Below are 23,946 nucleotides of genomic sequence, written 5' to 3' on the forward strand. Positions count from 1 at the left end.
CAAGCCGCGCCATGGGCCCTACCCTAGTCGCGAACCCTGCACCTGGTCTGTTGTCTGTTGCCCCATGCGTAAACTTCTAGCGTTCACCGTCACCATGGCCCTGGTTGCCGCCCTCGCCGCGTATCTGGTCTGGACCCAGGAGCGCCCCGTGGCGCATTACCTGTCGGACCTGCGTATTACCCTCGCCGTCAATGAGGGCGAACCAGCCGACCGTGGCAACCTGCTCGGCATTCAGCCAGAGCTGTTCCCTGCCGACTATCAAAGCCTGGAACGCCTGCATTTGAAGCTGTCGAGCTACCTGCAAAAAGCGCGCGACCAAGGCCTGATCAACGCCAAGACCATCGTGGTGCTGCCCGAACATATCGGCACCTGGCTGATGCTCAAGGGCGAAAAAAACGAGCTGTACCAGGCCACGCACTTGAAGGACGCGATGAACTGGCTGTCGATCAGCAACCCATTACAGTTTGCCAAAGCCTGGATCAGCGCCACCGGCGACAACCGCATGGATGACGCCTACCTGCGCATGAAGGCCCCTGCCATGGCGCGCGACTATCAAGTAGTGTTCGGCGGCCTGGCAAAAGAATTTGGCGTAACCCTGGTGGCCGGCTCCATCGCCCTGCCCAACCCGAGCGTGATCCAGGGGCAGTTGGAAGTCGGCCATGGCGCGCTGTACAACGCCAGCGTGGTGTTTGCCGCCGACGGTTTGCCACTGGGCCAACCGCAGCGCCAGCTCTACCCGATCTATGATGAACGTGGCTTTATCGAGCCAGGCGATGAGAATGTCGTCAGCGTGGTGGATACGCCTGCCGGGCGCCTGGGCACCCTGGTCGGCAGCGACAGCTGGTACCCGGACAACTATCGCAAGCTTAACGAGCAAGGTGCGCAACTGATCGCAGTACCGGCCTTCGTCACTGGCCGCGACACCTGGGACCGTCCATGGCGCGGCTTCAAGAGCGTGTCGACGCCTTCCGAGGTCAGCCTCAAACCCGAAGAAACCAGCGAAGGCGCCGCCTGGCGCCGCCTTACCCTGATCAGCCAGCAGCCCGTCAGCCAGGCCATGGCGGGCATGAGCGTGTTTTTACGTGGGCAGTTCTGGGACCTGGGCAGCGCCGGCCAGAGTTTTCTGAGCAGCAACGGGCAAGTGTTCGCCGACGGCGATGCCCGTGGCGCGCGCCTGCTGAATATCTGGCTGTAGCCCTTGAAGCCGGTGCGCCTGGGGGATCTGTCGGTGGGCTTCGTGCACACCCTGGCCGATGCCATCCAGAGCCACGGCCTGGACCCGCAACCGCTGTTGCTGCAATACGGCCTGGACCCTGCACGCCTGGCTGAAGCCGGTGCACGCCTGTCGATCCCGCGCTATATGCGCCTGGGCCACGCGGCCATCCAACTGACCGGCGACCCGGGCCTGGGCCTGCGCATGGGCCAACTCAGCCGCTTGAGCCAGGCCGGCCTGGCCGGTGTCACCGCCGCCCAGGCCCCCAATGTGCGCGAAGCGGCGCGCACGCTCACACGCTTTGAAGCGCTGTACGGCTCCAACTATCGCGGGCAATCGAGCTTTCATGAAGATGCCGAAGGCGCCTGGCTGCGGTTCTACTCCATCAGCCCCTACAACGCCTATAACCGCTTTGTGGTGGACTCGATCATCGCCGGTTGGCTGCAACAATTATCCAGCCTGGCGCAACAGCCGGTGCAGGCACAACGGATAGAAATCGAATTCGACGCGCCGGACTATCACGAACACTACAACGTGCTGGGAAGCGGCGTGATGCACTTCGGCGCCGATGCCAATCAACTGCGTCTGAGCCAACCCACCTTGGCGCTGCGCAACCCACAGCACTGCCCAAGTACCTGGCACCTGTTGCTGCAGCTGTGTGAAAGGGAGTTGGAGCAGCTGACTCGCACCCGCAGCCTGCGTGAACGCATCACGCGGTTGCTCGGGCCGATGCTCAATGGCGGCCGGGAACCCGACCTGGAAGAGGTGGCGGCACGCTTGAAACTGCCGACCTGGACATTACGGCGCAAACTGGCCGAGGAAGGCACACAGTTTCGCGCAATTCTCAACGACACCCGCCGCGACCTGGCCATGACCTATATTCGCGATACCGAGCTGGCATTTGGCGAGATCGCCTACTTGCTTGGTTTTGCTTCAGCCCAAGCCTTCCAGAGGGCCTTCAGGCGCTGGAATAACCAGACCCCAGGGGAATTTCGCCGCAGTCAGCGGCATTCCGCCTGAAGTCGGGTTACAGCTCGGTGGCATCGTCGGCCGGATCCAGCGGGTCCAACTCGAATGCCTGGTACTCCAGCAGTTCTTCCTGGTAATCGTCCATGGTGGACTCCTTCTTCAAATGAAAGCGGTGGCAGGTAAATGACCTGCGAACCCAGCCTAAAGTGCCGTCATGACGAAAAAATGTCGACGTTGTGACATTCCTGCGCTTGAAAAGTTAAACGCGACAGGCGCCGGATAATTTAATCCCATGACTTGAGGTGCGATTGCAATCATTGCAACTGCAATCACATTTCCAGTAGGGTACAAATATCCGTTGAAAGGAGCCTGGACCCATGCCTGCCTCTATCGCGCATTCTGCGCAGAGCTGCATCGACGCACTCAGCACCGCCGCCTGCCCGGGCAACTCGCCGCTGTATACGGTGATGAGCATGGCCAATACCCTGGAATCCAGCCGGCACGCCTGGGTGATCCGTGGCCAGTCATGCAGCCGCCGCGTGGGCAACTGGCCTATCTGGTTTGCGCGCAATCGCGGCGAAAAACCCCTGCTCTATCTGCACAGCGCAGTGTCGTCTGCACAGTTGTGCGCACTGTCGGAGCAGACCGCCCAACGTGGCATCTTTTGCAATGACATCGAGAACCAGCCTTCCCCGTGGCCCAAGGGCACGCACCCGTCATTGCCAGTATGGCTGGCGACCCATCCACGCTGCACACCCTACGATCCCGCCTCGGGAGACGAAGCTCGAGCGATTGTGCTGGCAGGACTACGCACGCTGTACGTCGACGGCCAGCCAGGTTTTTATTATTTGGCGCTGCATGACCAGGATGCCCCCACGACACTGACTGCCCAAGACCGAGAGGATGCCCACAAAGGCATGTATCCGATCCAGCGTGGCCAAGCAGCAGATGTGCGCCTGCTCGGTGCTGGCCGGGCGCTGGAAGAGGTGATGTTCGCCGCAGAGTTGCTGGAACAGGACTGGAATATTACGGCGCAGGTGTGGAGCAGCCCCAGCTACACACGGTTGGCCCGTGAGGCGGCGACCGCGGAGCGCTGGAACCGCTTGCACCCCTTGGCCCCCACGCGCAGCTGCCATTTACGTGATTGCCTGGCAGGCAGTAGCGCACCCGTCATTGCCGTCACCGGTTATCCGCAGGTGATTGTCGATCAATTAGCCGCGCATGTAGATGCACGATTTATCGCCTTGGGCGCAGGCTCGGTGCAGGCCCATGCGCCGAGCCGCTATTGGATTGTGGCGTCAGCGTTAAGAGCGCTGGCCGATGAAGGGCGTACCGACATGCAGCAGGTGGAAAACGCACTGCAGCGCTATCACCTGAAGTGAGGGGGAATGCAATTGCGCAAGCACGATCCCCCCGCACTGAGGCTGTTTTCGAACCTACGATTTACGTCGGCTGCGCACTTGCACACCCGCATCCATCGCCAAGCCCGCCGTGCGCTCCAGGGCATCGGCAAATGCCTGGCGCTGCTCGGGTTCGATTTGTGAAAGGAACAGCTCGTCCACAGTGCTTTCGTAGATTTTCCACATGCTCTTGCGCAGCGCTCGACCCGTGTCCGTGATCGAGGCAAACGCCGCACGACCGTCGCCATCGGAGCGGGAACGCACTACCAGGCCGTCCTTTTCCAGGCGGTCCACCAGGCGCGTGAGGTTATAGCGCTCAATGGCCAGCACATCGGCCAGTTCGTGCATACGCCGGGTGCCGCCGGGCCCGCTTTCCAGGCCCCACAACGCATCGTACCAGGCGTACGGCGGCAGGCCCGCCGCAGCCAGGCGCCGCTCGATTTCACGGATGACCGTCCTGTGAGCCCTGACAAAACGGAACCATACATCCGGCTCTTTCGACGACATGCAACACCATCCGGGGAATTTCAAGAAGGTTGCAATAGTAGCTCATCCCGCGCTAGATTCTGGCATGTCGTTGCAATTGCAACTACATTTGCATCACTCCCACGAGGAGCTTGCTGCTTGAATCCGCCTACCCTGGAGCCTCACATGACCCCGAATGACCCAGTAAGACTCGACGATGATCCGCAGGAAACCCGCGAATGGCTGGACTCCATCGAATCGGTGCTGTCCACCGAGGGCCGTCCACGCGCTCATTACCTGATCGATCAGTTGCTGGATTTCGACGTTGCACGGCATGGCGACTTCTACGGGCGGGTGACCACCCCCTATGTCAATACCATCCCGGTTGAGCGCCAGTTGCCCTACCCCGGTAACCAGGCCATCGAGCGGCGCACCAATGCGTTCATCCGCTGGAATGCCATGGCGATGGTATTGCGCGCGGGCAAACACTCAGGCGTAGGTGGGCATATCGCCACCTATGCGTCAGCCGCCGTGCTGTATGACGTAGGCTTCGATCATTTTTTCCGTGGCCGAACCGACACATTCGACGGCGACCTGGTGTATATCCAGGGCCATTCCTCACCAGGCATTTATGGCCGTGCCTACCTGGAGGGCCGTATCAGCGAAGCGCAGCTGGATAACTTTCGTCGCGAGGCCGGTGGCGAGGGTTTGTCTTCCTACCCTCACCCACGGTTGATGCCGGACTTCTGGCAATTCCCTACGGTCTCCATGGGCCTGGGACCGATCACTGCCGCGTACCAGGCGCGTTTTATGCGGTACCTGGAGTTCCGAGACCTCAAGCAGCATCAGGGCCGCAAGGTTTGGGCATTCCTCGGCGATGGCGAAATGGACCAGCCCGAATCCCTGGCGGCCATCTCCCTGGCGGGCCGCGAAAAACTCGACAACCTGATCTTCGTGGTCAACTGCAACCTGCAACGCCTGGATGGTCCGGTGCGCGGCAATGCCAAGGTGATCCAGGAATTCGAGAGCCTGTACCGCGCCGCCGGCTGGAATGTGATCAAGGTGATCTGGGGCAGCGGCTGGGACGCACTGCTGGAAAAGGACCAGAGCGGCCTGCTGCGCCAACGCATGATGGAATGCGTGGATGGCGACTACCAGAATTACAAATCCCAGAATGGCGCTTATGTGCGTGAACACTTCTTTGGCAAATACCCGCAGTTGCTCGCACTGGTTGCGGACATGTCCGACGACGACATCTGGAAACTCTCACGGGGCGGGCATGACCCGGACAAGGTCTACAACGCCTACGCCGCCGCCGTGCGCCACAAGGGCCAGCCCACGGTGATACTGGCCAAGACGGTCAAGGGCTTCGGCATGGGTGAAGCTGGCGAAGGCCAAAACATCAACCATCAGCTGAAGAAGATGGGGGCCGAAGCGGTAAAAGCTTTCCGCGACCGTTTCGGCCTGGAGGTCGACGATGACCGGCTCGAAGAAATCCCCTACCTCAAACCCGCCGTCGACAGCGAAGAGGCCCACTACTTTGCCGCACGACGGCAGGCACTGGGAGGCTATGTGCCAGCGCGCCACACGAGCGTTGCGCCGCTGCAAATCCCCGAGCTGAGCGCCTTCGCCACCCAACTCAAAGACACCGGTGAGCGCGCCATCTCCACCACCATGGCCTTTGTGCGCATCCTCGGCACGCTGCTCAAGGACACGCATTTGGGCAAGCTGATCGTGCCTATTGTGCCGGATGAGTCGCGCACCTTTGGCATGGAAAGCCTGTTCCGCCAGATCGGTATCCACTCAGCCGTCGGCCAGCTCTATACCCCACAGGACGCCGGGCAATTGAGCTACTACAAAGAGAGCAAAGACGGACAGATCATGCAGGAAGGGCTGAATGAATCCGGCGCTATTTCTTCCTGGATCGCGGCAAGTACCTCCTATAGCAACCATGGCCTGATGACCGTGCCGTTCTATATTTTCTACTCGATGTTCGGCTTCCAGCGTGTCGGCGACCTGGCCTGGGCGGCGGGCGATGCGCGAGCGCGGGGCTTCCTGCTGGGCGCCACGGCCGGGCGCACCACGCTGATGGGGGAAGGCTTGCAACACGACGACGGGCACAGCCATATCCTGGCGTCGGTGATTCCCTGCTGCGTGGCCTATGACCCGACTTTTGCCTACGAACTGGCGGTGATTATTCGCGAGGGTATGCGGCGCATGTATGTCGAACAGGAGGACATCTATTACTACATCACCCTGCTCAACGAAAACTATCCGCACCCGGCGATGCCGGAAGGCGTTGAAGAAGGCATTCTCAAGGGCATGTATCCGCTGAGCAGCCACCCGCAGGCAAAGGTACAGCTCATGGGCAGCGGTTCAATCTTGCGCGAAGTGATCGCCGCAGCCGAGTTGCTCGCCAAGGATTTCGCCGTGCACAGCGATGTCTGGAGCGTCACCAGCCTGACCGAATTGCGCCGTGATGGGCACGCCGCCGAGCGCTGGAACCTCCTGCACCCGCAAAGCGAGCCGCGCCAAAGCTACGTCGAAACCTGCCTTGCCGGGAGAACCGGCGCTGTGGTGGTGGCCACGGACTACATGAAGTTGTTCGCCGACCAGATTCGCCCCTTCGTGCATAACCGCCGTTTTGTCGCACTGGGTACCGACGGTTTCGGGCAATCGGACACCCGCGAGACATTGCGCGAGTTCTTCGAGGTAGACCGGCACTTTATCGCTTTAGCAGCCTTGAAGGCGTTGGCTGATGACGGTGTGATTGGTCGTGACAACGTCGCCCTGGCCATCAGCCGCTACGGGATCAACGTCGACAAGGCCGATCCCATAGCCATCTGAGTTACTGCGCAGGCGCTGGCAAGGGCGGTATTGCCTCTGTCGGCGCAGGCAGGCTGGGATTGGTCGGCGCCGGCGCGGGCTCAGTTGCTGGCGCCGAGGCAGGCGCAGGTTCCGGGGTCGGTGCGATCGGCGCAGCCTCAGGTGGCGGTGCCAGGGGTTGCGAAGCGGCAGGCGCTACAGGTGCCTCCTTCGGCGCCTCGACCTTCTCGGCTACTGGAGCGGCTACCGGAGCGGCCTTGGGTTCAGGCACACCCAGGTCAGCCTTGGGCTGCTCGGGTATATGCTCGGCCTGCTTGACCTCCTGCGGCAGGAACACATCCACCAGCGCAAAGTAACGCTCGTAGAACTTCGGTGCCGAGACGGTCTCGCTCGCGACTTTCACCATCGAGTCGTCAGTGGAGCCGATCGGCATCGACACCGAACCCAACACACCCACGCCGAGGCTGGCGGAGTTGTTGACCTTCTTGAGCGCATAGCGATCCTGCAAGGCGTTGGCAAACATCGTCGAGTGATTGCTGCCTTTGCCATCAGCAGCGCACACCACGTTGAAGCTGATCTGCAGATGGGTCTCGCCGGTCTGCTGGAAACTCTTGTTGCCCGCCACCAGCTTAGGATCGCTGCTGGTAATGATGTAACCCTGGCTCAGCAGAGCGCGGCGCGCCGCTTCACACGCCGCTACATCGCTGACCGGGTAATCGCGGGAAAACGTACCGGAATCGTCGAAATTCTCATGTTCATAGATAGCGGTCTTGGGTGAGGAGCAGCCCGCGGCGCCCGCCAGCACCAGCGCCAACCCGAGGCTACGCAAGTGAAATGATGTCGACATTGAAAATCCTGTGGAAAACGGTCCGGACGGTATTGTGCAACAGAACGCGGCCTTGAAGCGCGCATTCCTGTCGGTTAAACATCTCAGCCTTGTGAAGCGGCGTCAGTAGGAAAAAGCCCGGCACACATATGGTCGATAAACACGCGCAATTTGGCCGAGGCATGGCGACTGGCCGGCCACAGCAACCAGAAACTGCCGCGGTGTTCGAGGTGCTCATCCAGCACGCGCTGCAAGGCCCCTTGCGCAACCGCCTCGTTGACCATGTAGTCCGGCAGACACGCAATACCGAGACCTTCCTGGGCCACATGCTTGAGAGACTCAATGGTGCTGCTGACCAGCGGCGCACGCAAGCTCGGCTCCGCCGCGCCCGGCACCAGTCGCAGCGGCCAGGGCTCGAGTTTGCCGGAGGCGCAGAATTTATGCCGAAGGCAGGCGTGATGACTCAAGTCCTGGGGCAGGAGTGGCGTGCCGTATTGGTCGAAATAGCCGGGCGTACCGACAAGTACCAGTTGGTAATGCCCCAGATGGCGCGCCATCAAGCGCGAGTCTTGCGGCTTGCCGGTGCGGATCACCGCGTCGAAGCCTTCATCGATGACATCCACCATACGGTCGGAAAAATCCACGTCCAACTCGATATCCGGATAGGCGCGCATAAAGCCACTGATCACCGGCATCAACAACCCCCGCACTTGGGGCACGCTGATACGCAGTTTGCCTTGCGGGGTAGCACTGGCCTCGCTCAACTCCAGCTCAGCCGCTTCCACTTCCGCCAGGATACGCCGCGAGCGTTCCAGCAACAGCGCGCCCTCACTGGTCAGGGTGATACTGCGGGTGCTTCGATGAAACAGCCTGACACCCAGGCGCTCCTCCATGCGTGCGATGCTTTTGCCTACCGCAGAGGATGACACGCCCAATACCCGCCCTGCGGTGGTGAAGCTACGCGTTTGCGCAACCTGTACGAATACCGAGAGCCCGCTCAGACTGTCCATGCTGATGCCTTGGTCAATTGCGGACAAAAATGTCCGATAAGTTCGGCACCTTAGCCTGTTTTTCCGCGCATCGCAGCCCCCTACCCTGTTTCCTTGCCCCTTCAAGGAGACTCCCATGAACAACAACGCTTCATTGGCCGCTACGGCGCCCGTGCATGAACCCTTGCCATTGGCAGGGTTGCTGGCCCTGGCCTCGGCCGGCTTTATCACCATCCTCACCGAGGCCATGCCCGCCGGGCTGCTGCCGCAAATGAGCGAAGGGCTGGAAGTGTCACAGGCGCTGGTCGGGCAGTTGGTGACGCTCTACGCCCTGGGCTCATTGCTCGCGGCCATCCCGCTGACCTTGCTGACCCGTGGCTGGCGTCGCAGGCCTCTGCTGTTGATCGCCATAGGCGGCTTTGCCTTGGTCAACAGTGTCACCGCGTTTTCCAGCCACTACGGCGTGACCTTGATCGCTCGCTTCTTTGCGGGTGTATTCGCCGGGCTGCTGTGGGCGCTGTTGGCAGGCTACGCCAGCCGCATGGTTGCCCCTCATCTGCAGGGTCGGGCGATCGCCGTGGCCATGCTCGGTGCGCCGCTGGCCTTGTCCCTCGGCGTACCTGCTGGCACCCTGCTTGGCACGCTGGTCGGTTGGCGCAGCAGCTTTGCCATCATGACCGGCCTGACCCTGTTACTGCTGGTGTGGGCGCGCTGGCAATTGCCGGATTTTGCCGGTGAAGCAGCCAGCAAACGTCTGAGCTTGAATCGCGTGCTGGCCCTGCCGGGAATCCGCCCCGTGCTGTGGGTGACCTTCACCTATGTGTTGGCTCATAACATCCTCTACACCTACATCGCTCCCTTGCTGGTGCCCGCCGGCATCGGCAGCAAGATCGACCAGGTGTTACTGGTGTTCGGCTTGATGGCGTTGGCAAGCATCTGGTTGGTGGGGATATGGATTGATCAACACCTGCGGTTGCTGACCCTCATCAGTTGCGCGATGTTCGCCGCAGCTGCCCTGCTCCTGGGTTTCTGGACCAGCTCTGCGATCTGCATCTACATCAGCGTGGCGGCCTGGGGCCTGGCTTTCGGAGGCCTGCCGGCCCTGCTGCAAACCGCACTCGCGAAGTCGGCCGGCAACTCGGCCGATGCCGCGCAATCCATGCTGGTCACCGCGTGGAACCTTGGCATTGCCGGGGGTGGGCTGGCTGGCGGCTTGATGCTCCAACACTGGGGCGTCATCGCATTTCCATGGGCAGTGCTGGGGTTGATAGCGCTGGCGCTGGGTGCAATGACGGGCAAGGCCTGGCACGGCCGATGACAAGTTTGTTTACAACTTATTCCTCTACTTCCTATCATCGCCTCTGGGTGCGTTGCTGCATAAGGCGCGGCGCAGGTTAAAAGCCAAGCATTGGTCGGGCCGCCAATGGAGATTTGTCGTGCCTGATAAACACCCTGCCATCCCCCGCCCTCAGCGCCTGACTGAGGGCGCGCTGTCTGCCCTTGAGCGTTTTTCCCATATCGAAGCCGTGAGCGGTATCGTCCTGCTGTTGGCAGCGATCGTGGCGCTGATCTGGGCCAACAGCCCCGCCGCAGCGACCTACGAGCACTTCTGGAACACGCCTGTTACCCTGGGACTTGGCGATTACAGCGTGTCGCGTTCCCTGCACTTTCTGGTCAATGACGGGCTGATGACCATCTTCTTTCTGGTAGTCGGCGCCGAGATCCGTCAGGAAATCAAAGATGGCGCCCTGGCCAATCTGAAACTGGCCACGCTGCCCTTGGGCGCTGCGCTGGGCGGTGTGCTGATGCCTGCACTCATCTACACCCTGCTCAACCACGGCACCGTCGCCGCCAGTGGCTGGGCGGTACCCACCGCGACCGACATCGCCTTTGCCGTGGGCGTGCTGGCGCTGCTGGGCAAGTCGATTCCCAGTGGCGTGCGTATCCTGTTGCTGGCCCTGGCGATCATCGATGACATCGTGGCGATTCTGATCATCGCGATCTTCTTCACTGCCAGCCTCGATTACATGGGCTTGGTGATTGCCGCAGGCGGGCTGGCGCTGGTGCTGGTGTTCCAGCGCATGGGCATCGGCAAGGCTGCGATCTATCTGTTACCGGGGGCGATTGTATGGTTCGGGCTGCTCAAGACCGGCGTGCACCCGACCCTCGCCGGGGTGATCCTGGGCTTGATGACGCCGGTCAACTCCAAGCCCACCACAGAACGCCCGCTGGAGACCATTGAACGCACGTTCAACGAGCTGATGGAGCGCTTCTCGCATTCGGCAGAAGGCCCCCAACAGGTCGCCCAGCCCCTCAAGCAACTGCGCCAAGCCCAACGGGAGATGTTGCCGCCGGTGCAACGGGTGCAATCGGCACTGCATCCGTGGGTGGCATTCGGCGTGATGCCGCTTTTCGCCCTGGCCAATGCCGGCGTGAGCCTGGACGGCTTCAACCTCGATGATCCGATGGCTCACGGGGTGTTCATGGGGGTCATCTTCGCGCTGGTACTCGGCAAACCCCTGGGCGTGATGCTGGCGAGCCTGATGCTGGTCAAGCTCAATATCTGCAAGCTGCCGGACGGTGTGACCTGGACAGGAGTCGGCCTGGTTGGCCTGCTGGCCGGGATCGGGTTCACCATGTCGATCTTTATCTCCTCCCTGGCCTTCTCGGACCCGGCCTTGCTCTCGGCCGCCAAGCTCAGTGTATTGGCCGCTTCGACCCTGGCAGCGGTGATCGGCCTGACCTGGGGCAAGCTCAAATTTTCAGGCAAGCACCCATAAGGCGAGTTAAGCACCCACTTTATCAAGGGCAAAAAAAGACCCCGGCCTTTTCAGGACGGGGTCTTTTTTATTCAAGCCGGCATCAGTACTTCTTGATGTCTGCCTGGGTTTCCAGCTGCTTGCGGAACGCCGCGAAGTCCTGCTGACCGATACGGGAAGCGAGGAAGCGGCGGTATTGCGCCTTTTCTTCGTCCGTAGGGGCTGCCGCTTCGTTGACGCCGTTCAAGCGCACAATCACCAGGCTGCCATCGCGCAGCGTCACCGTGGTGAAGGTCGGCTTGTCCTTGGCCGCAGGCTTGGGCATGCGGAACAGGGCTTGCAGCACGGCTGGGTCGATGGACTCCTGAGCGCGGGTCGCCGCTTCAGTCACCTTCCAGGCCTGACCGTCAATCGGCTGGTCCAGCGCGGTTTTGCCGTCACGCAGGCTGGCGATCAACTCGTCGGCATGGGCTTTGGCGGCAGCGCTCGCACGCTCCTTGGTCATCTGGGTGCGAATCGCTGCAGCGACGCTCTCAAGCGGCAGTTGAGCCGGCTTGAGATGCTCTTTGGCACGCAACACGATGATGGTTTCCGGGTCCAGCTCGATGGCGCTGCTGTTGGCACCTTCATCCAGCACTTCCGGGCTGAATGCCGCAGTCACCACGGCACGGTTGGCTGCAACGCCTTCGCCACCTTCACGGCCAAACGGCGCCGAGGTGTGGACGGTCAGCTTCAGGTCAGATGCCGGCTGAGCCAGGTCGGACGCTTCGAATGCCGCATCTTCCAATTGCTTGGTCGCTTCGACAAACCGCTGTTCAACCTGTTGGGTCTTGAGCTCGCGGGTCAGCTTGTCTTTCAGGCTGGCAAACGATGGCACCTCAGGTGCTTCAACGCCCAGCAACTTGATCAAGTGCCAACCGAAGGCACTGCGCACCGGCGCCGATACCTGGTCTTGCTTCAAGCCGTACAGGGCCGTTTCGAAGTCCGGATCGTAGACGCCAGGGCCGGCAAAGCCCAGGTCACCGCCATTGTTGGCCGAACCTGGATCCTGGGAGAACTCCTTGGCCAGGGCTTCGAACTTCTCGCCTTTGGCCAGGCGTGCCTGGACTTCTTCGATCTTGGCCTTGGCTTGCGCCTCGGTGACCTTATCGTTGACTTCGATCAGGATGTGCGCGGCACGACGCTGTTCAGCGAGGTTGGCAGTTTCCTTCTCGTAGGCAGCCTGCAGTTCATCGTCCTTGACGGTGACCTGGTCGAAGAAGGAGGACTTCTTCAATTCCAGATAGTCGATGACCACCTGGTCCGGGGTCATGAACTCTTTGGCGTGCTGATCGTAGTAAGCCTTGACCTCATCATCGGTGAGCTTCACCGCTGCCGGGTCTGCCTTGATGTTGACGGTGGCGAAATCGCGGGTCTGTTTTTCCAGACGGGCGAACGCCAGCACCTCGGCATCGGTGACGAAACCGCTGCCGGCGATACCTGCGCGAACCTGGCCGATCAGCATTTCCTGGGTCAGCATCTGACGAAATTGCATACGGCTATAGCCCAGTTGACGGATCACCTGGTCAAAACGTTCGGCATTGAACTTGCCATCCACCTGGAATTCCGGCGTCTGCAGGATCACCTGGTCCAATGCGGCTTCCGAGAAACCGAACTTGGCATCAGCAGCGCCTTGCAGCAGCAGCTTGCGGTCGATCAGGCCCTTGAGGGCCGCGTCGCGCAGCAGTTTTTCGTCCAGCAGCGAAGCGTCGAAATCCTTGCCCAACTGTTGCATCAGCTGGCGACGTTGCATGTCGACGGCCTGGCTCAGTTCGGTCTGGGTGATCTGTTCACCGTTGACCTTGGCCACGTCCTGCGCGTTATTACCCGAAGCCTGGAAAATGGCTTCGATACCGGTGAACGCCATCAATGCGACGATGATCCCGATAATGGTCTTGGCAATCCAGCCTTGTGAATTGTCCCTGATATTTTGCAGCATGCGTCCCCCAGAAACGGTTGAACTTCAAAAATAGGCAACCGTGGAGCGTGGGTAGAGTCCGGATAGAAGAAAGGCGCATCCGAGGATGCGCCTTCTCGTAACTGGCGGAGCGGACGGGGGTTTGAACTCTCACCCCCGGCGTGGCGACCCGATGGATACCTGGGCCGCTACCGCTCCGCTGCCAGGTCGGACGTGTGTCCGACCCGGGTAAGCAAAGGCTTGATCGAAGCTTAGTTAACGGCTTCTTTCAGGGCTTTACCGGCTTTGAAACCTGGTTTCTTGGCAGCAGCGATTTGCAGTGCTTTGCCAGTCTGTGGGTTACGGCCAGTGCGAGCTGGGCGGTCAGTCACAGAGAAAGTACCGAAGCCTACCAGTACCACGGAGTCGCCGGCCTTCAGAGCGCCAGTGACGGATTCGATTACTGCGTCCAGCGCACGGCCAGCAGCAGCTTTCGGGATATCAGCGGATGCGGCGATAGCATCAATCAGTTCCGACTTGTTCACTCTAAGTCCCCTTATATATCTATTGAGTATGATTCTAAGTTTTTTGGTAAAAGCAAAAACCAGTGCTGGGTGGCCTACAGACACTTAAGAGCCGCTTTATAACAAGGGCTCTAAAAAGCTGTCAAGGAAGCCCCCAGGCTTTAACACATTAATGCGTGCTAATTCTTTCCTTGGAATCTGACTCGCGTTTTTCGTCCTTCGCGACTATCTCCGGAGCTACATCCGGCAAGGGTTCCGGCGCGTATTGCAGCGCAATTTGCAGGACCTCGTCAATCCATTTAACCGGTTTAATCTGAAGATCCTGCTTGATGTTGTCAGGAATTTCCTTCAAGTCGCGAACATTCTCTTCCGGAATGATCACCGTCTTGATTCCGCCCCGGTGAGCCGCCAGCAATTTCTCTTTCAGACCACCGATGGCCAATACCTGACCACGCAGGGTAATTTCCCCGGTCATTGCGACGTCAGCGCGCACAGGGATGCCAGTCAATGCCGACACCAGGGCCGTGCACATGCCTACGCCCGCGCTAGGGCCGTCTTTCGGGGTCGCCCCTTCCGGCATATGGATATGGGTGTCGTGCTTCTCATGGAAGTCCAGCGGGATGCCCAGGCTGCGGGCACGACTGCGCACCACGGTCTGCGCGGCCGTGATGGATTCGACCATCACGTCACCCAGAGAGCCGGTCTTGATCAACTGGCCTTTGCCGGGAATCACCGCAGCTTCAATGGTGAGCAATTCGCCACCCACCTGAGTCCACGCCAGGCCAGTCACCTGCCCGACCTGATCCTGCTGCTCGGCCAGGCCGTAGCGGAATTTCTTCACACCCAGGAAGTGTTCCAGGGAGTCGGCAACTACCTTCACAGAGAAACGTTTTTCCAGTGCGTGTTCTTTTACCGCCTTGCGGCAGATCTTCGCGATCTGGCGCTCAAGGCCCCGTACACCGGCCTCGCGGGTGTAGTAACGCACGATGTCGCGGATCGCCTCGACCTCAAACTCGATCTCGCCCTTCTTCAGGCCGTTGGCCGAAATCTGCTTGGGCGCGAGGTATTTGACGGCGATATTGATCTTCTCGTCTTCGGTGTAACCCGGCAGACGAATCACCTCCATCCGGTCCAGCAAGGCTGGCGGAATGTTCATGGAATTGGAGGTGCACAGGAACATTACATCAGACAAGTCGTAGTCGACTTCCAGGTAATGGTCGTTGAAGTTGTGATTCTGCTCCGGATCGAGCACCTCAAGCAGCGCCGAGGCAGGATCGCCACGCATATCGCTGCCCATTTTGTCGATTTCATCGAGCAGGAACAGTGGGTTGCGCACGCCCACTTTTGTCATCTTTTGAATCAATCTTCCTGGCATCGAACCGATGTAGGTACGGCGATGACCACGGATTTCCGCCTCGTCACGCACACCACCCAAGGCCATGCGCACAAACTTGCGGTTGGTGGCACTGGCAATCGACTCGGCCAGGGAGGTTTTACCCACACCCGGAGGGCCGACCAGGCACAACACCGGACCACGAATCTTTTTCACGCGCTTTTGCACGGCAAGGTATTCGAGGATGCGCTCTTTGACTTCCTCAAGACCATAGTGGTCGGCGTCGAGGATTTCTTCGGCGCGAGCCAGATCCAGGCGTACCTTGGTCTGGGCCTTCCACGGCACCTGCACCAGCCAATCGATGTAGGAACGCACCACGGTGGCTTCGGCCGACATTGGCGACATCTGCTTGAGCTTGTTCAGCTCGGCGGTGGCCTTGGTCAGGGCATCTTTGGGCAGGCCAGCGGCATCAATGCGCTTTTTCAGCTCTTCGATTTCGTTGTGGCCTTCCTCGCCGTCGCCGAGTTCCTTCTGAATGGCCTTCATCTGCTCATTCAGGTAGTACTCGCGCTGGCTGCGCTCCATTTGCTTCTTCACGCGACCGCGGATGCGCTTTTCTACCTGCAACAGGTCGATTTCGCCATCCAGCAGCGCCAACACGTGTTCGACACGGGCCGACAGGTCGATGATTTCGAGGATGTCCTGCTTCTGCTCGATTTTCAGCGCCATGTGCGCGGCCATGGTATCGACCAGGCGGCTTGGTTCATCAATGCTGCTGAGGGAAGACAGCACTTCAGCCGGGACTTTCTTGCCCAACTGCACATACTGCTCGAACTGCGAGAGCAGGCTGCGCACAAACACTTCGGATTCGCGCTCTGCAGCTTCGACTTCTTCGATCAGTGCCACTTCGGCGCGCAGGTGCCCGTCCACCTCCATGAAACGCTCTACGGCACCGCGCTGCTCGCCTTCCACCAGCACCTTGACGGTGCCATCAGGCAGCTTGAGCAATTGCAGCACAGTGGCAATGGTGCCGACGCGATACAGGGCATCTTCACCCGGATCATCATCAGCAGGATTCTTCTGGGCCAACAGCAGGATCTGCTTGTCGCCCGTCATCGCAGCCTCGAGGGCTTCGATAGACTTCTCGCGCCCCACGAACAGCGGGATAACCATGTGCGGATAGACGACGACATCACGCAACGGCAGGAGAGGCAATTCGATGGTTGTCTTCATGATTTCGCCTCTATGACAGTTGATAAGTAAGCATGAAACCAAGATGGGGGTTACATGCAAAAAAAACAAGCTCAATGCCAGTAGTTAAACGCATGAATACACGCGAATTTAACCACCGCACCAAGAAAACGCCCCAAAAAACAAGGGGCCCCTAAAGGCCCCTTGCTTGTACCGCAACTGCTGAACGCTTACGCGTCTGGCGCAGCCTTGGCCGTCGGCTCACTGTTTTCGTAGATATACAGTGGCTTGGACTTGCCTTCGATAACGCTTTCGTCGATCACCACTTTGCTCACCTCAGACTGCGAGGGGATTTCGTACATGGTGTCGAGCAACACGCCTTCGAGGATCGAACGCAGGCCACGTGCACCGGTCTTGCGCTCCAGTGCCCGCTTGGCCACCGATTTGAGCGCGTCGGTACGGAACTCGAGGTCCACGCCTTCCATCTCGAACAACTTGGCGTATTGCTTGGTCAGGGCGTTCTTGGGCTCGGTGAGGATCTGAATCAAAGCCGCCTCATCCAATTCGTCCAATGTCGCCAGGACCGGCAAGCGGCCAACGAATTCCGGGATCAGACCAAACTTTACCAGATCGTCAGGCTCGACTTCACGCAGGGACTCGCCCACCTTCTTGCCTTCTTCCTTACTGCGCACTTCCGCACTGAAACCAATGCCGCCACGGGTGGAGCGCTGCTGGATAACCTTCTCCAGGCCGGAGAATGCGCCACCACAAATGAACAGGATGTTGCGCGTATCAACCTGAAGGAATTCCTGCTGCGGGTGCTTGCGGCCGCCCTGTGGCGGTACGGAAGCAACCGTGCCTTCGATCAGTTTCAACAGTGCCTGCTGCACGCCTTCACCGGAAACATCCCGAGTGATCGACGGGTTGTCAGACTTGCGCGAAATCTTGTCGATTTCGTCGATGTAAACAATACCCATCTGGGCCTTCTCTACGTCGTAGTCGCACTTCTGCAGCAGTTTCTGAATGATGTTCTCGACATCTTCGCCCACATAGCCAGCCTCGGTGAGAGTGGTGGCGTCGGCGATGGTGAACGGAACGTTCAGCAGGCGAGCGAGGGTTTCCGCAAGCAAGGTTTTACCCGAGCCTGTAGGACCGATCAGCAGGATGTTGCTCTTGCCGAGTTCGACCTCGTCGCCTTTCTTGTCACGCTGGTTCAGGCGCTTGTAGTGGTTGTACACCGCTACGGCCAGAACCTTCTTTGCACGCTCCTGGCCAATGACGTATTGGTCCAGGATGCCGCTGATTTCTTTAGGCGATGGGAGTTTGTGCGCACTGCTCTCGGCCTGGGCTTCCTGCACCTCCTCGCGGATGATGTCATTGCACAGGTCGACGCATTCGTCGCAGATAAACACCGAGGGGCCGGCAATCAATTTGCGTACTTCATGCTGGCTTTTGCCACAGAAGGAGCAATAGAGCAGCTTGCCGTTGTCCTCGCCGTTGCGGGTGTCAGTCATTCGTTCGATCCAAATCCGATAGGCTTGCAACACAAGATGAAGGCTTATGCGGGCTTTTTCAAGCCCGCCAGTGGTCGGACATGCCGACCAGCCCTATTTTGAGCGGCTTATATTAAGCGGGGCGCTTTTCGATCACTGCGTCGATCAACCCGTATTCACGGGCGGCTTCTGCGCTCATGAAATTGTCACGGTTGGTGTCGCGCTCGATTTCTTCCAGTGTGTGCCCGCTGTGCTTGGCCATCAGCGTGTTCAGACGCTCACGAATGAAGAGGATTTCCTTGGCATGGATTTCAATGTCCGATGCCTGGCCCTGGAAACCGCCCAGTGGCTGGTGAATCATCACGCGTGAGTTCGGCAGGCAGAAACGCTTGCCTTCGGCACCTGCTGTCAGCAGGAACGCGCCCATGCTGCAAGCCTGGCCGATGCAGGTAGTCGACACGTTTGGCTTGATGAATTGCATGGTGTCGTAGATCGACATCCCTGCGGTCACCGAACCACCTGGCGAGTTGATGTAGAGATGGATGTCCTTGTCCGGGTTTTCCGCTTCAAGGAACAGCAATTGCGCACAGATCAGGTTAGCCATGTAGTCCTCTACCGGGCCAACCAGAAAGATCACTCGCTCCTTGAGCAGGCGCGAGTAGATGTCGTAGGCGCGTTCGCCACGAGCGGACTGCTCGACAACCATCGGGACCAGGCCGCCTGCGGCCTGGATATCAGAGTTCTGCTGAATATAGGAATTACGGAACATGCTCTGCAGTTACTCCCAAATAGTCATGTCTTGAAAACGCATAAGCCAGCGCGAGGCTGGCTTATGGTTGAATTTCCAACGAGTTGGACAATCAGTCGGCTTGTGCTGCTTCCGCCGGTTTGACTGCTTCTTCGTAAGAGACCGCTTTATCGGTCACCTTAGCCTTCTGCAGAACAGTATCCACAACTTGTTCTTCAAGCACAACCGAACGTACTTCGTTCAGCTGCTGGTCATTCTTGTAGTACCAAGCCACGACCTGCTCAGGCTCCTGGTAGGCCGAAGCCATTTCCTGGATCATTTCGCGAACGCGGTCTTCGTCAGGCTTGAGGTCGAACTGCTTGACCACTTCAGCCACGATCAGGCCCAGCACAACGCGGCGCTTGGCTTGCTCTTCGAACAGCTCGGCCGGCAGCTGGTCAGGCTTGATGTTGCCACCAAACTGCTGAACAGCTTGTACGCGCAGGCGATCCACTTCGTTGGACAGCAGGGCCTTTGGCACTTCGATCGGGTTGGCGGCCAGCAGACCGTCCATGACCTGGTTCTTGACCTTGGACTTGATGGCCTGGCGCAGCTCACGCTCCATGTTCTTGCGAACTTCGGTGCGGAAACCTTCGATGCCGGTTTCCTTGATACCGAATTGAGCGAAGAACTCTTCGTTCAGCTCTGGCAGCTTAGGCTCGGAAACGCTGTTGACGGTAACGGTGAACTCGGCGGCCTTGCCGGCCAGGTCCAGGTTCTGGTAGTCCGCTGGAAATTCCAGGTTCAGAACGCGCTCTTCGCCGGCTTTGGCGCCAACCAGACCGTCTTCGAAGCCAGGGATCATGCGGTTGGAACCCAGCACCAGCTGAGTGCCCTTGGCGGAGCCGCCAGCGAACACTTCGCCGTCAACCTTGCCAACGAAATCGATGTTCAACTGGTCTTCGTTCTGGGCAGCACGCTCGGCCACTTCAAAACGGGTGTTCTGCTTGCGCAGGATTTCCAGCATGTTGTCCAGGTCCGAATCAGCCACTTCGGCGCTCAGACGCTCGATTTCGATACCGTCGAAACCAGCCACTTCGAATTCCGGGAACACTTCGAATACGGCAACGTATTCCAGGTCCTTGCCAGCTTCCAGGGACTTGGGCTCGATCGAAGGCGAGCCAGCCGGGTTCAGCTTTTGCTCGACAACGGCTTCGTAGAAGGAAGCCTGGATCACGTCACCTACAGCTTCCTGGCGCGCATCGGCACCAAAACGACGCTTGATTTCGCTCATCGGCACTTTGCCTGGACGGAAACCAGCGATCTTGGCCTTCTGGGCAGTCTGCTGCAGACGCTTGTTGACCGCAGTCTCGATACGCTCTGCCGGCACGGTGATGCTCAGGCGGCGCTCGAGAGCAGTAGTATTTTCAACAGAAACTTGCATGGATATTCCTCGTTGCACAGACGTTAGCCGGCCATTTCCGACCCCAATCAAGGGCATGCATTCTAGTGGGTCAAACTCAAGAAGTCACCCTACTGAAAATACAGCGGAAAACAGCCGGCAATTTATCGGTACGAAGGCACGGATGCACCTCGCCCCGGTGACAAATACAGCCAACTGCGCCAGGGCTCTGCGCCGCCTCTTCTATATAGAAGAAACCAGTCATTTCCCTGACGCCCGACCCCGCGCACAGGGCCTGCGGGCAGCGCGGTATCATCGAGACATACAAATACGATGAAACACCCCACCCTTTCGACCTTGCATCTGCAGCCGCCGGATATACGAACCGCTAAAACCAAAAAAGGCGCCAGACTGTTAAATCTGGCGCCTTTCGAATATGGGGTGGACGAAGGGGATCGAACCCTCGACAACGGGAGTCACAATCCCGTGCTCTACCAACTGAGCTACGCCCACCATATTGCGTTAACAAAGAAACCAAACTACTTCTTTGTTGAACTTTACCCCGCCTGACGGCACAGCAAAGCTTTAATTGGTGCGGATGAAGAGACTCGAACTCTTACGCCTCGCGGCGCTGGAACCTAAATCCAGTGTGTCTACCAATTCCACCACATCCGCGCTTGAAGCTCTTAAAGCAAAGGCGCCAGACGATTAATCTGGCGCCTTTCAAAATATGGGGTGGACGAAGGGGATCGAACCCTCGACAACGGGAGTCACAATCCCGTGCTCTACCAACTGAGCTACGCCCACCATATAGCGCTACTTGTGCCAAAGCTGCCTAATGGCGCACCCGGCAGGACTCGAACCTGCGACCATCCGCTTAGAAGGCGGATGCTCTATCCAGCTGAGCTACGGGCGCCTGATTAATCTGTACTCTTGGAGGATTACAAACTAAGTGTTTCCAGCCTTGCAGGACAACAATTCTGCTCGACCTTCTAACCAGTGCTAGGCTGTGCCCGACAAGTGCGACGAATAGTATAGAGCGTCCTGATACCCGTCAAATCTTTTTTGAAAAAAACTGATTTTATTTAAGGGCTTAGGGCAATTTGCAGACCAAGCGCCTTTGCCCTCGCGCCCTGGCGTGCGAGAATGCGCGCACTTTTCTTCCCCCTCTCGATGGTTAATCACGCGTAATGACTGCACAACTTATCGACGGCAAATCAATCGCCGCCAGCCTGCGCCAGCAGATCGCCAAACGCGTCACCGAGCGTCGCCAGCAAGGCCTGCGCACGCCTGGCCTCGCGGTGATCCTGGTCGGCAGCGATCCTGCCTCTCAGGTTTATGTCTCGCACAAGCGTAAAGACTGTGAAGAGGTCGGCTTTATTTCCAAAGCCTACGACTTGCCTTCTGACACCACTCAACAGGCCCTGACCGACCTGATTGACAGCCTCAACGATGATCCGGAGATGGACGGCATCCTGCTGCAGCTGCCGCTGCCCGAGCACCTGGACGCCTCCAAGCTGCTGGAACGCATCCGCCCGGACAAAGACGTCGACGGGTTCCACCCTTATAACGTCGGCCGCCTGGCGCAACGTATCCCGCTGCTGCGTCCATGCACACCCAAAGGCATCATGACCTTGCTGGAAAGCACCGGGGTCGATCTTTATGGCCTCGACGCAGTCGTGGTAGGCGCCTCCAATATCGTCGGTCGCCCGATGGCCATGGAACTGCTGCTGGCCGGCTGCACCGTGACCGTCACCCACCGCTTCACCAAGGACCTGGCCGGCCACGTTGGCCGCGCCGACCTGGTGGTGGTCGCTGCTGGCAAGCCCGGTTTGGTCAAAGGTGAATGGATCAAGGAAGGCGCCATCGTCATTGACGTGGGCATCAACCGCCAGGATGACGGCAAGCTGGTCGGCGACGTCGTCTACGACACTGCCCTGCCCCGCGCCGGCTGGATCACGCCAGTGCCAGGTGGTGTCGGCCCGATGACCCGCGCCTGCCTGTTGGAAAATACCCTTTACGCTGCAGAAACCCTGCACGGTTAATAACCAGGCGTAATGAAAAAGCCCTGCCTTAGCGCGGGGCTTTTTATTGCCTGAGAAAAAACTGTTTTTTCTTAGTTTTTAAGCACTTTCATCCGGTTCTGGAAGAACATTCGACAGTTTCTGATCCATACTCCTAGAATGTAACGTCATTTTTCATAAAGCCCGTTCCCGAACGGTATTTCCTTACTTTTTAGCGAGTTCATCCGCGTGAAAATTCGTCTCTCTATTGTCGGCCTGTTTTTCGCTTTGACAGGCACCTTCGCCCACGCCGCCGAATCCACCCTGGCCCCGCGTGACGCCTCCAAACTGCAAATCGCCTCCGGCAGCGCCATGCTGGTGGACTTGCAAACCAACAAAGTCATTTATTCCAGCAATCCCGACGTAGTAGTCCCCATCGCTTCAGTGAGCAAGCTGATGACCGGCCTGATCGTGCTGGAAGCCAAGCAGAACATGGATGAGTACATCGACATCAACATCACCGACACGCCAGAGATGAAAGGCGTGTTCTCCCGGGTAAAAATCGGCAGCCAGATGCCGCGCAAGGAAATGCTGCTGATTGCGCTGATGTCCTCGGAAAACCGCGCCGCCGCCAGCCTGGCCCACCACTACCCGGGTGGCTATGCGGCATTCATTGCGGCGATGAACGCCAAGGCCAAGTCCCTGGGGATGACCAGCACCCACTATGTGGAGCCTACCGGCCTGTCGATCCATAACGTCTCGACCGCTCGCGACCTGAGCAAGCTGCTGGCGTACGCGCGTAAATTCCCGATGCTGAGCCAGTTGAGCACCACCAAGGAAAAGACCGTGGCGTTCCGCAAGCCCAACTACACCCTGGGTTTCTCCAACACCGACCACCTGATCAACCGCGCCAACTGGGATATCAAGTTGACCAAGACCGGCTTCACCAACCAGGCGGGGCATTGCCTGGTGCTGGTCACAAGCATGGGCAACCGCCCGGTTTCGCTGGTGATCCTGGATGCCTTTGGCAAGTTCACCCATTTTGCCGATGCCAGCCGTATTCGCAGCTGGGTCGAGACCGGCAAGGGCGGCCCGGTGCCGGATGTGGCGTTGCGCTACAAGGCTGACAAGAATCTGAAGAGTCGCAATGCGGTAGAAGTGCGCCGCTAATTCGCTCACACCAGAAATCCGATGTGGGAGGCTCCCCTCCCATATTTGTTACTTGCGCTCCCCAAGGACCTTTAGCGCTTGGGCCGCCGCCCCTTCTTGCCCGGCCTGGGCCGTTGAGTTTGCCGAATCGTGCCAGCGCTGCGCATCCACATTAGCCGGCAATTGGCTCGGGCGTTGAGTCAGGATGGCCCAGTGGCCCGCGCTCTTCCATGCCGACTCAAAGTCACTGAAGCTCATGATCAATCGGCGCTCCTTGCCTGAGCGCAACAATACCGTGCTTTCCTGCTGGTTAAAGCCCACGACGACTACATAGCGCGCTCCGGACCAGAAGCTGGAATTGATTCGCGCCATCACCGGGTAACCCGCCGCCACCTGCGCCAGCACCGCGGTCAGCTTGGCGTCCAGTGGGTACACCATCAGCCCGTATTCGCGCGCCAGCACCTGCATGTTGCGTTCGAGGTTCGCCTCAGCACCCGGCAGGCGCAGTGGTTTGTCCAGCAACCCCGGTGTCATGACAATGCCTTGTTGCGACAGCATACTGGCAAGTGCCGTAGGACCGCTCTGATAAGCCTCGCTGCGAAAGGTCGGCACGCCGTTGAGTTCAACGCGCTCCGGCAGGCCGGACAGCTTCGACGGTTGGCTGGAACAAGCCGTTAACCCCAGGGCACAAGCCAGCAAGATGGATGTTTTAAGGTTCGAGCGTAAGCGCAATGTTTTACT

Annotated in this window: 18 protein-coding genes and 4 tRNA genes; 8 read left to right on the forward strand and 14 right to left on the reverse strand. The window is 59.1% G+C overall.

The features are described from left to right. Positions 1-64 precede the first annotated feature (64 nt). The 3 genes from IH404_RS17885 (at position 65) to IH404_RS17895 (ending at position 3,564) form a co-directional block, all read left to right on the forward strand. Positions 65-1,195 (forward strand): carbon-nitrogen hydrolase family protein, encoded by a 1,131-nt coding sequence (locus IH404_RS17885; RefSeq protein WP_122733411.1) that lies wholly within the window; start codon positions 65-67, stop codon positions 1,193-1,195. Between the two features lie 3 nt (positions 1,196-1,198). Then, on the forward strand, positions 1,199-2,233 hold the full coding sequence (locus IH404_RS17890) for an AraC family transcriptional regulator (RefSeq protein WP_005789272.1): 1,035 nt from the start codon (positions 1,199-1,201) through the stop codon (positions 2,231-2,233). Between the two features lie 326 nt (positions 2,234-2,559). After that, the gene (locus IH404_RS17895) at positions 2,560-3,564 is read left to right on the forward strand and encodes a pyruvate dehydrogenase (protein ID WP_194438627.1); all 1,005 of its coding nucleotides are present in this window, start codon (positions 2,560-2,562) and stop codon (positions 3,562-3,564) included. A 54-nt stretch (positions 3,565-3,618) separates the two neighbouring features. Here the strand turns inward: IH404_RS17895 and IH404_RS17900 are convergent, their stop codons facing one another. Beyond that, a complete protein-coding gene (locus IH404_RS17900; protein WP_005789278.1) occupies positions 3,619-4,089 on the reverse strand; it encodes a MarR family transcriptional regulator in 471 nt (156 codons plus the stop codon). A 144-nt stretch (positions 4,090-4,233) separates the two neighbouring features. Here IH404_RS17900 and aceE point away from each other — a divergent pair, with 144 nt between their 5' ends. After that, positions 4,234-6,894: a pyruvate dehydrogenase (acetyl-transferring), homodimeric type gene (gene aceE / locus IH404_RS17905; protein WP_194438629.1), complete on the forward strand. Its 2,661-nt coding sequence runs from the start codon at positions 4,234-4,236 to the stop codon at positions 6,892-6,894. A 1-nt stretch (position 6,895) separates the two neighbouring features. Here the strand turns inward: aceE and IH404_RS17910 are convergent, their stop codons facing one another. Continuing rightward, positions 6,896-7,720, reverse strand: coding sequence for a DUF2242 domain-containing protein (locus IH404_RS17910; RefSeq protein WP_103734449.1), 825 nt, complete (start codon positions 7,718-7,720; stop codon positions 6,896-6,898). Positions 7,721-7,803: 83 nt separating this feature from the next. Next, entirely contained in the window at positions 7,804-8,709 is a 906-nt protein-coding gene (locus tag IH404_RS17915) for a LysR family transcriptional regulator (RefSeq protein WP_005789283.1), read from the reverse strand. Positions 8,710-8,824: 115 nt separating this feature from the next. Between IH404_RS17915 and IH404_RS17920 the strand changes: the two genes are divergently transcribed. Together IH404_RS17920 and nhaA are read left to right on the forward strand one after the other, a co-directional pair. Next, positions 8,825-10,006 carry an MFS transporter gene (locus IH404_RS17920; RefSeq protein ID WP_005789285.1) on the forward strand — a complete coding sequence of 394 codons (1,182 nt, stop codon included), beginning with the start codon at positions 8,825-8,827 and terminating at the stop codon, positions 10,004-10,006. A gap of 118 nt (positions 10,007-10,124) precedes the next feature. Further along, positions 10,125-11,468 carry a Na+/H+ antiporter NhaA gene (gene nhaA / locus IH404_RS17925; RefSeq protein ID WP_005789286.1) on the forward strand — a complete coding sequence of 448 codons (1,344 nt, stop codon included), beginning with the start codon at positions 10,125-10,127 and terminating at the stop codon, positions 11,466-11,468. Positions 11,469-11,550: 82 nt separating this feature from the next. On the opposite strand, the gene IH404_RS17930 is transcribed toward nhaA, so the two are convergent. From IH404_RS17930 to IH404_RS17975, 10 genes are all read right to left on the reverse strand, one after another. Next, positions 11,551-13,425, reverse strand: coding sequence for a SurA N-terminal domain-containing protein (locus IH404_RS17930; RefSeq protein ID WP_005789288.1), 1,875 nt, complete (start codon positions 13,423-13,425; stop codon positions 11,551-11,553). A gap of 230 nt (positions 13,426-13,655) precedes the next feature. Further along, a complete protein-coding gene (locus IH404_RS17935) occupies positions 13,656-13,928 on the reverse strand; it encodes an HU family DNA-binding protein (protein ID WP_003174819.1) in 273 nt (90 codons plus the stop codon). Positions 13,929-14,076: 148 nt separating this feature from the next. Next, the gene (gene lon, locus IH404_RS17940) at positions 14,077-16,473 is read right to left on the reverse strand and encodes an endopeptidase La (protein WP_032880520.1); all 2,397 of its coding nucleotides are present in this window, start codon (positions 16,471-16,473) and stop codon (positions 14,077-14,079) included. Positions 16,474-16,661: 188 nt separating this feature from the next. Next, positions 16,662-17,945, reverse strand: a complete 1,284-nt coding sequence (gene clpX / locus IH404_RS17945) for an ATP-dependent Clp protease ATP-binding subunit ClpX (RefSeq protein ID WP_003238279.1) — start codon at positions 17,943-17,945, stop codon at positions 16,662-16,664. 112 nt (positions 17,946-18,057) lie between these two features. Beyond that, complete coding sequence (gene clpP, locus IH404_RS17950; protein WP_005789297.1) at positions 18,058-18,693, reverse strand: ATP-dependent Clp endopeptidase proteolytic subunit ClpP; 636 nt, start codon at positions 18,691-18,693, stop codon at positions 18,058-18,060. 91 nt (positions 18,694-18,784) lie between these two features. Further along, a complete protein-coding gene (gene tig, locus IH404_RS17955; protein WP_005789298.1) occupies positions 18,785-20,095 on the reverse strand; it encodes a trigger factor in 1,311 nt (436 codons plus the stop codon). Positions 20,096-20,490: 395 nt separating this feature from the next. Beyond that, positions 20,491-20,566, reverse strand: a tRNA-His gene (locus IH404_RS17960). 77 nt (positions 20,567-20,643) lie between these two features. After that, positions 20,644-20,728 (reverse strand) — tRNA-Leu (locus IH404_RS17965). A 56-nt stretch (positions 20,729-20,784) separates the two neighbouring features. Further along, positions 20,785-20,860: transfer RNA gene (locus IH404_RS17970), tRNA-His, on the reverse strand. Positions 20,861-20,892: 32 nt separating this feature from the next. Beyond that, positions 20,893-20,969: transfer RNA gene (locus IH404_RS17975), tRNA-Arg, on the reverse strand. A 274-nt stretch (positions 20,970-21,243) separates the two neighbouring features. On the opposite strand from IH404_RS17975, the gene folD reads away from it, so the two are divergent. Both folD and pbpG read left to right on the forward strand, forming a co-directional pair. Further along, positions 21,244-22,098 carry a bifunctional methylenetetrahydrofolate dehydrogenase/methenyltetrahydrofolate cyclohydrolase FolD gene (gene folD / locus IH404_RS17980; RefSeq protein ID WP_122733402.1) on the forward strand — a complete coding sequence of 285 codons (855 nt, stop codon included), beginning with the start codon at positions 21,244-21,246 and terminating at the stop codon, positions 22,096-22,098. A 207-nt stretch (positions 22,099-22,305) separates the two neighbouring features. Continuing rightward, a complete protein-coding gene (gene pbpG / locus IH404_RS17985; RefSeq protein WP_194438631.1) occupies positions 22,306-23,226 on the forward strand; it encodes a D-alanyl-D-alanine endopeptidase in 921 nt (306 codons plus the stop codon). Positions 23,227-23,274: 48 nt separating this feature from the next. On the opposite strand, the gene IH404_RS17990 is transcribed toward pbpG, so the two are convergent. After that, positions 23,275-23,937 carry a peptidase C39 family protein gene (locus IH404_RS17990; RefSeq protein WP_005789303.1) on the reverse strand — a complete coding sequence of 221 codons (663 nt, stop codon included), beginning with the start codon at positions 23,935-23,937 and terminating at the stop codon, positions 23,275-23,277. Between the last annotated feature and the right edge of the window lie 9 nt (positions 23,938-23,946).

It is taken from the genome of Pseudomonas sp. OST1909 (assembly GCF_015277575.1).
In the GTDB taxonomy this organism is placed as follows: domain Bacteria; phylum Pseudomonadota; class Gammaproteobacteria; order Pseudomonadales; family Pseudomonadaceae; genus Aquipseudomonas; species Aquipseudomonas synxantha_A.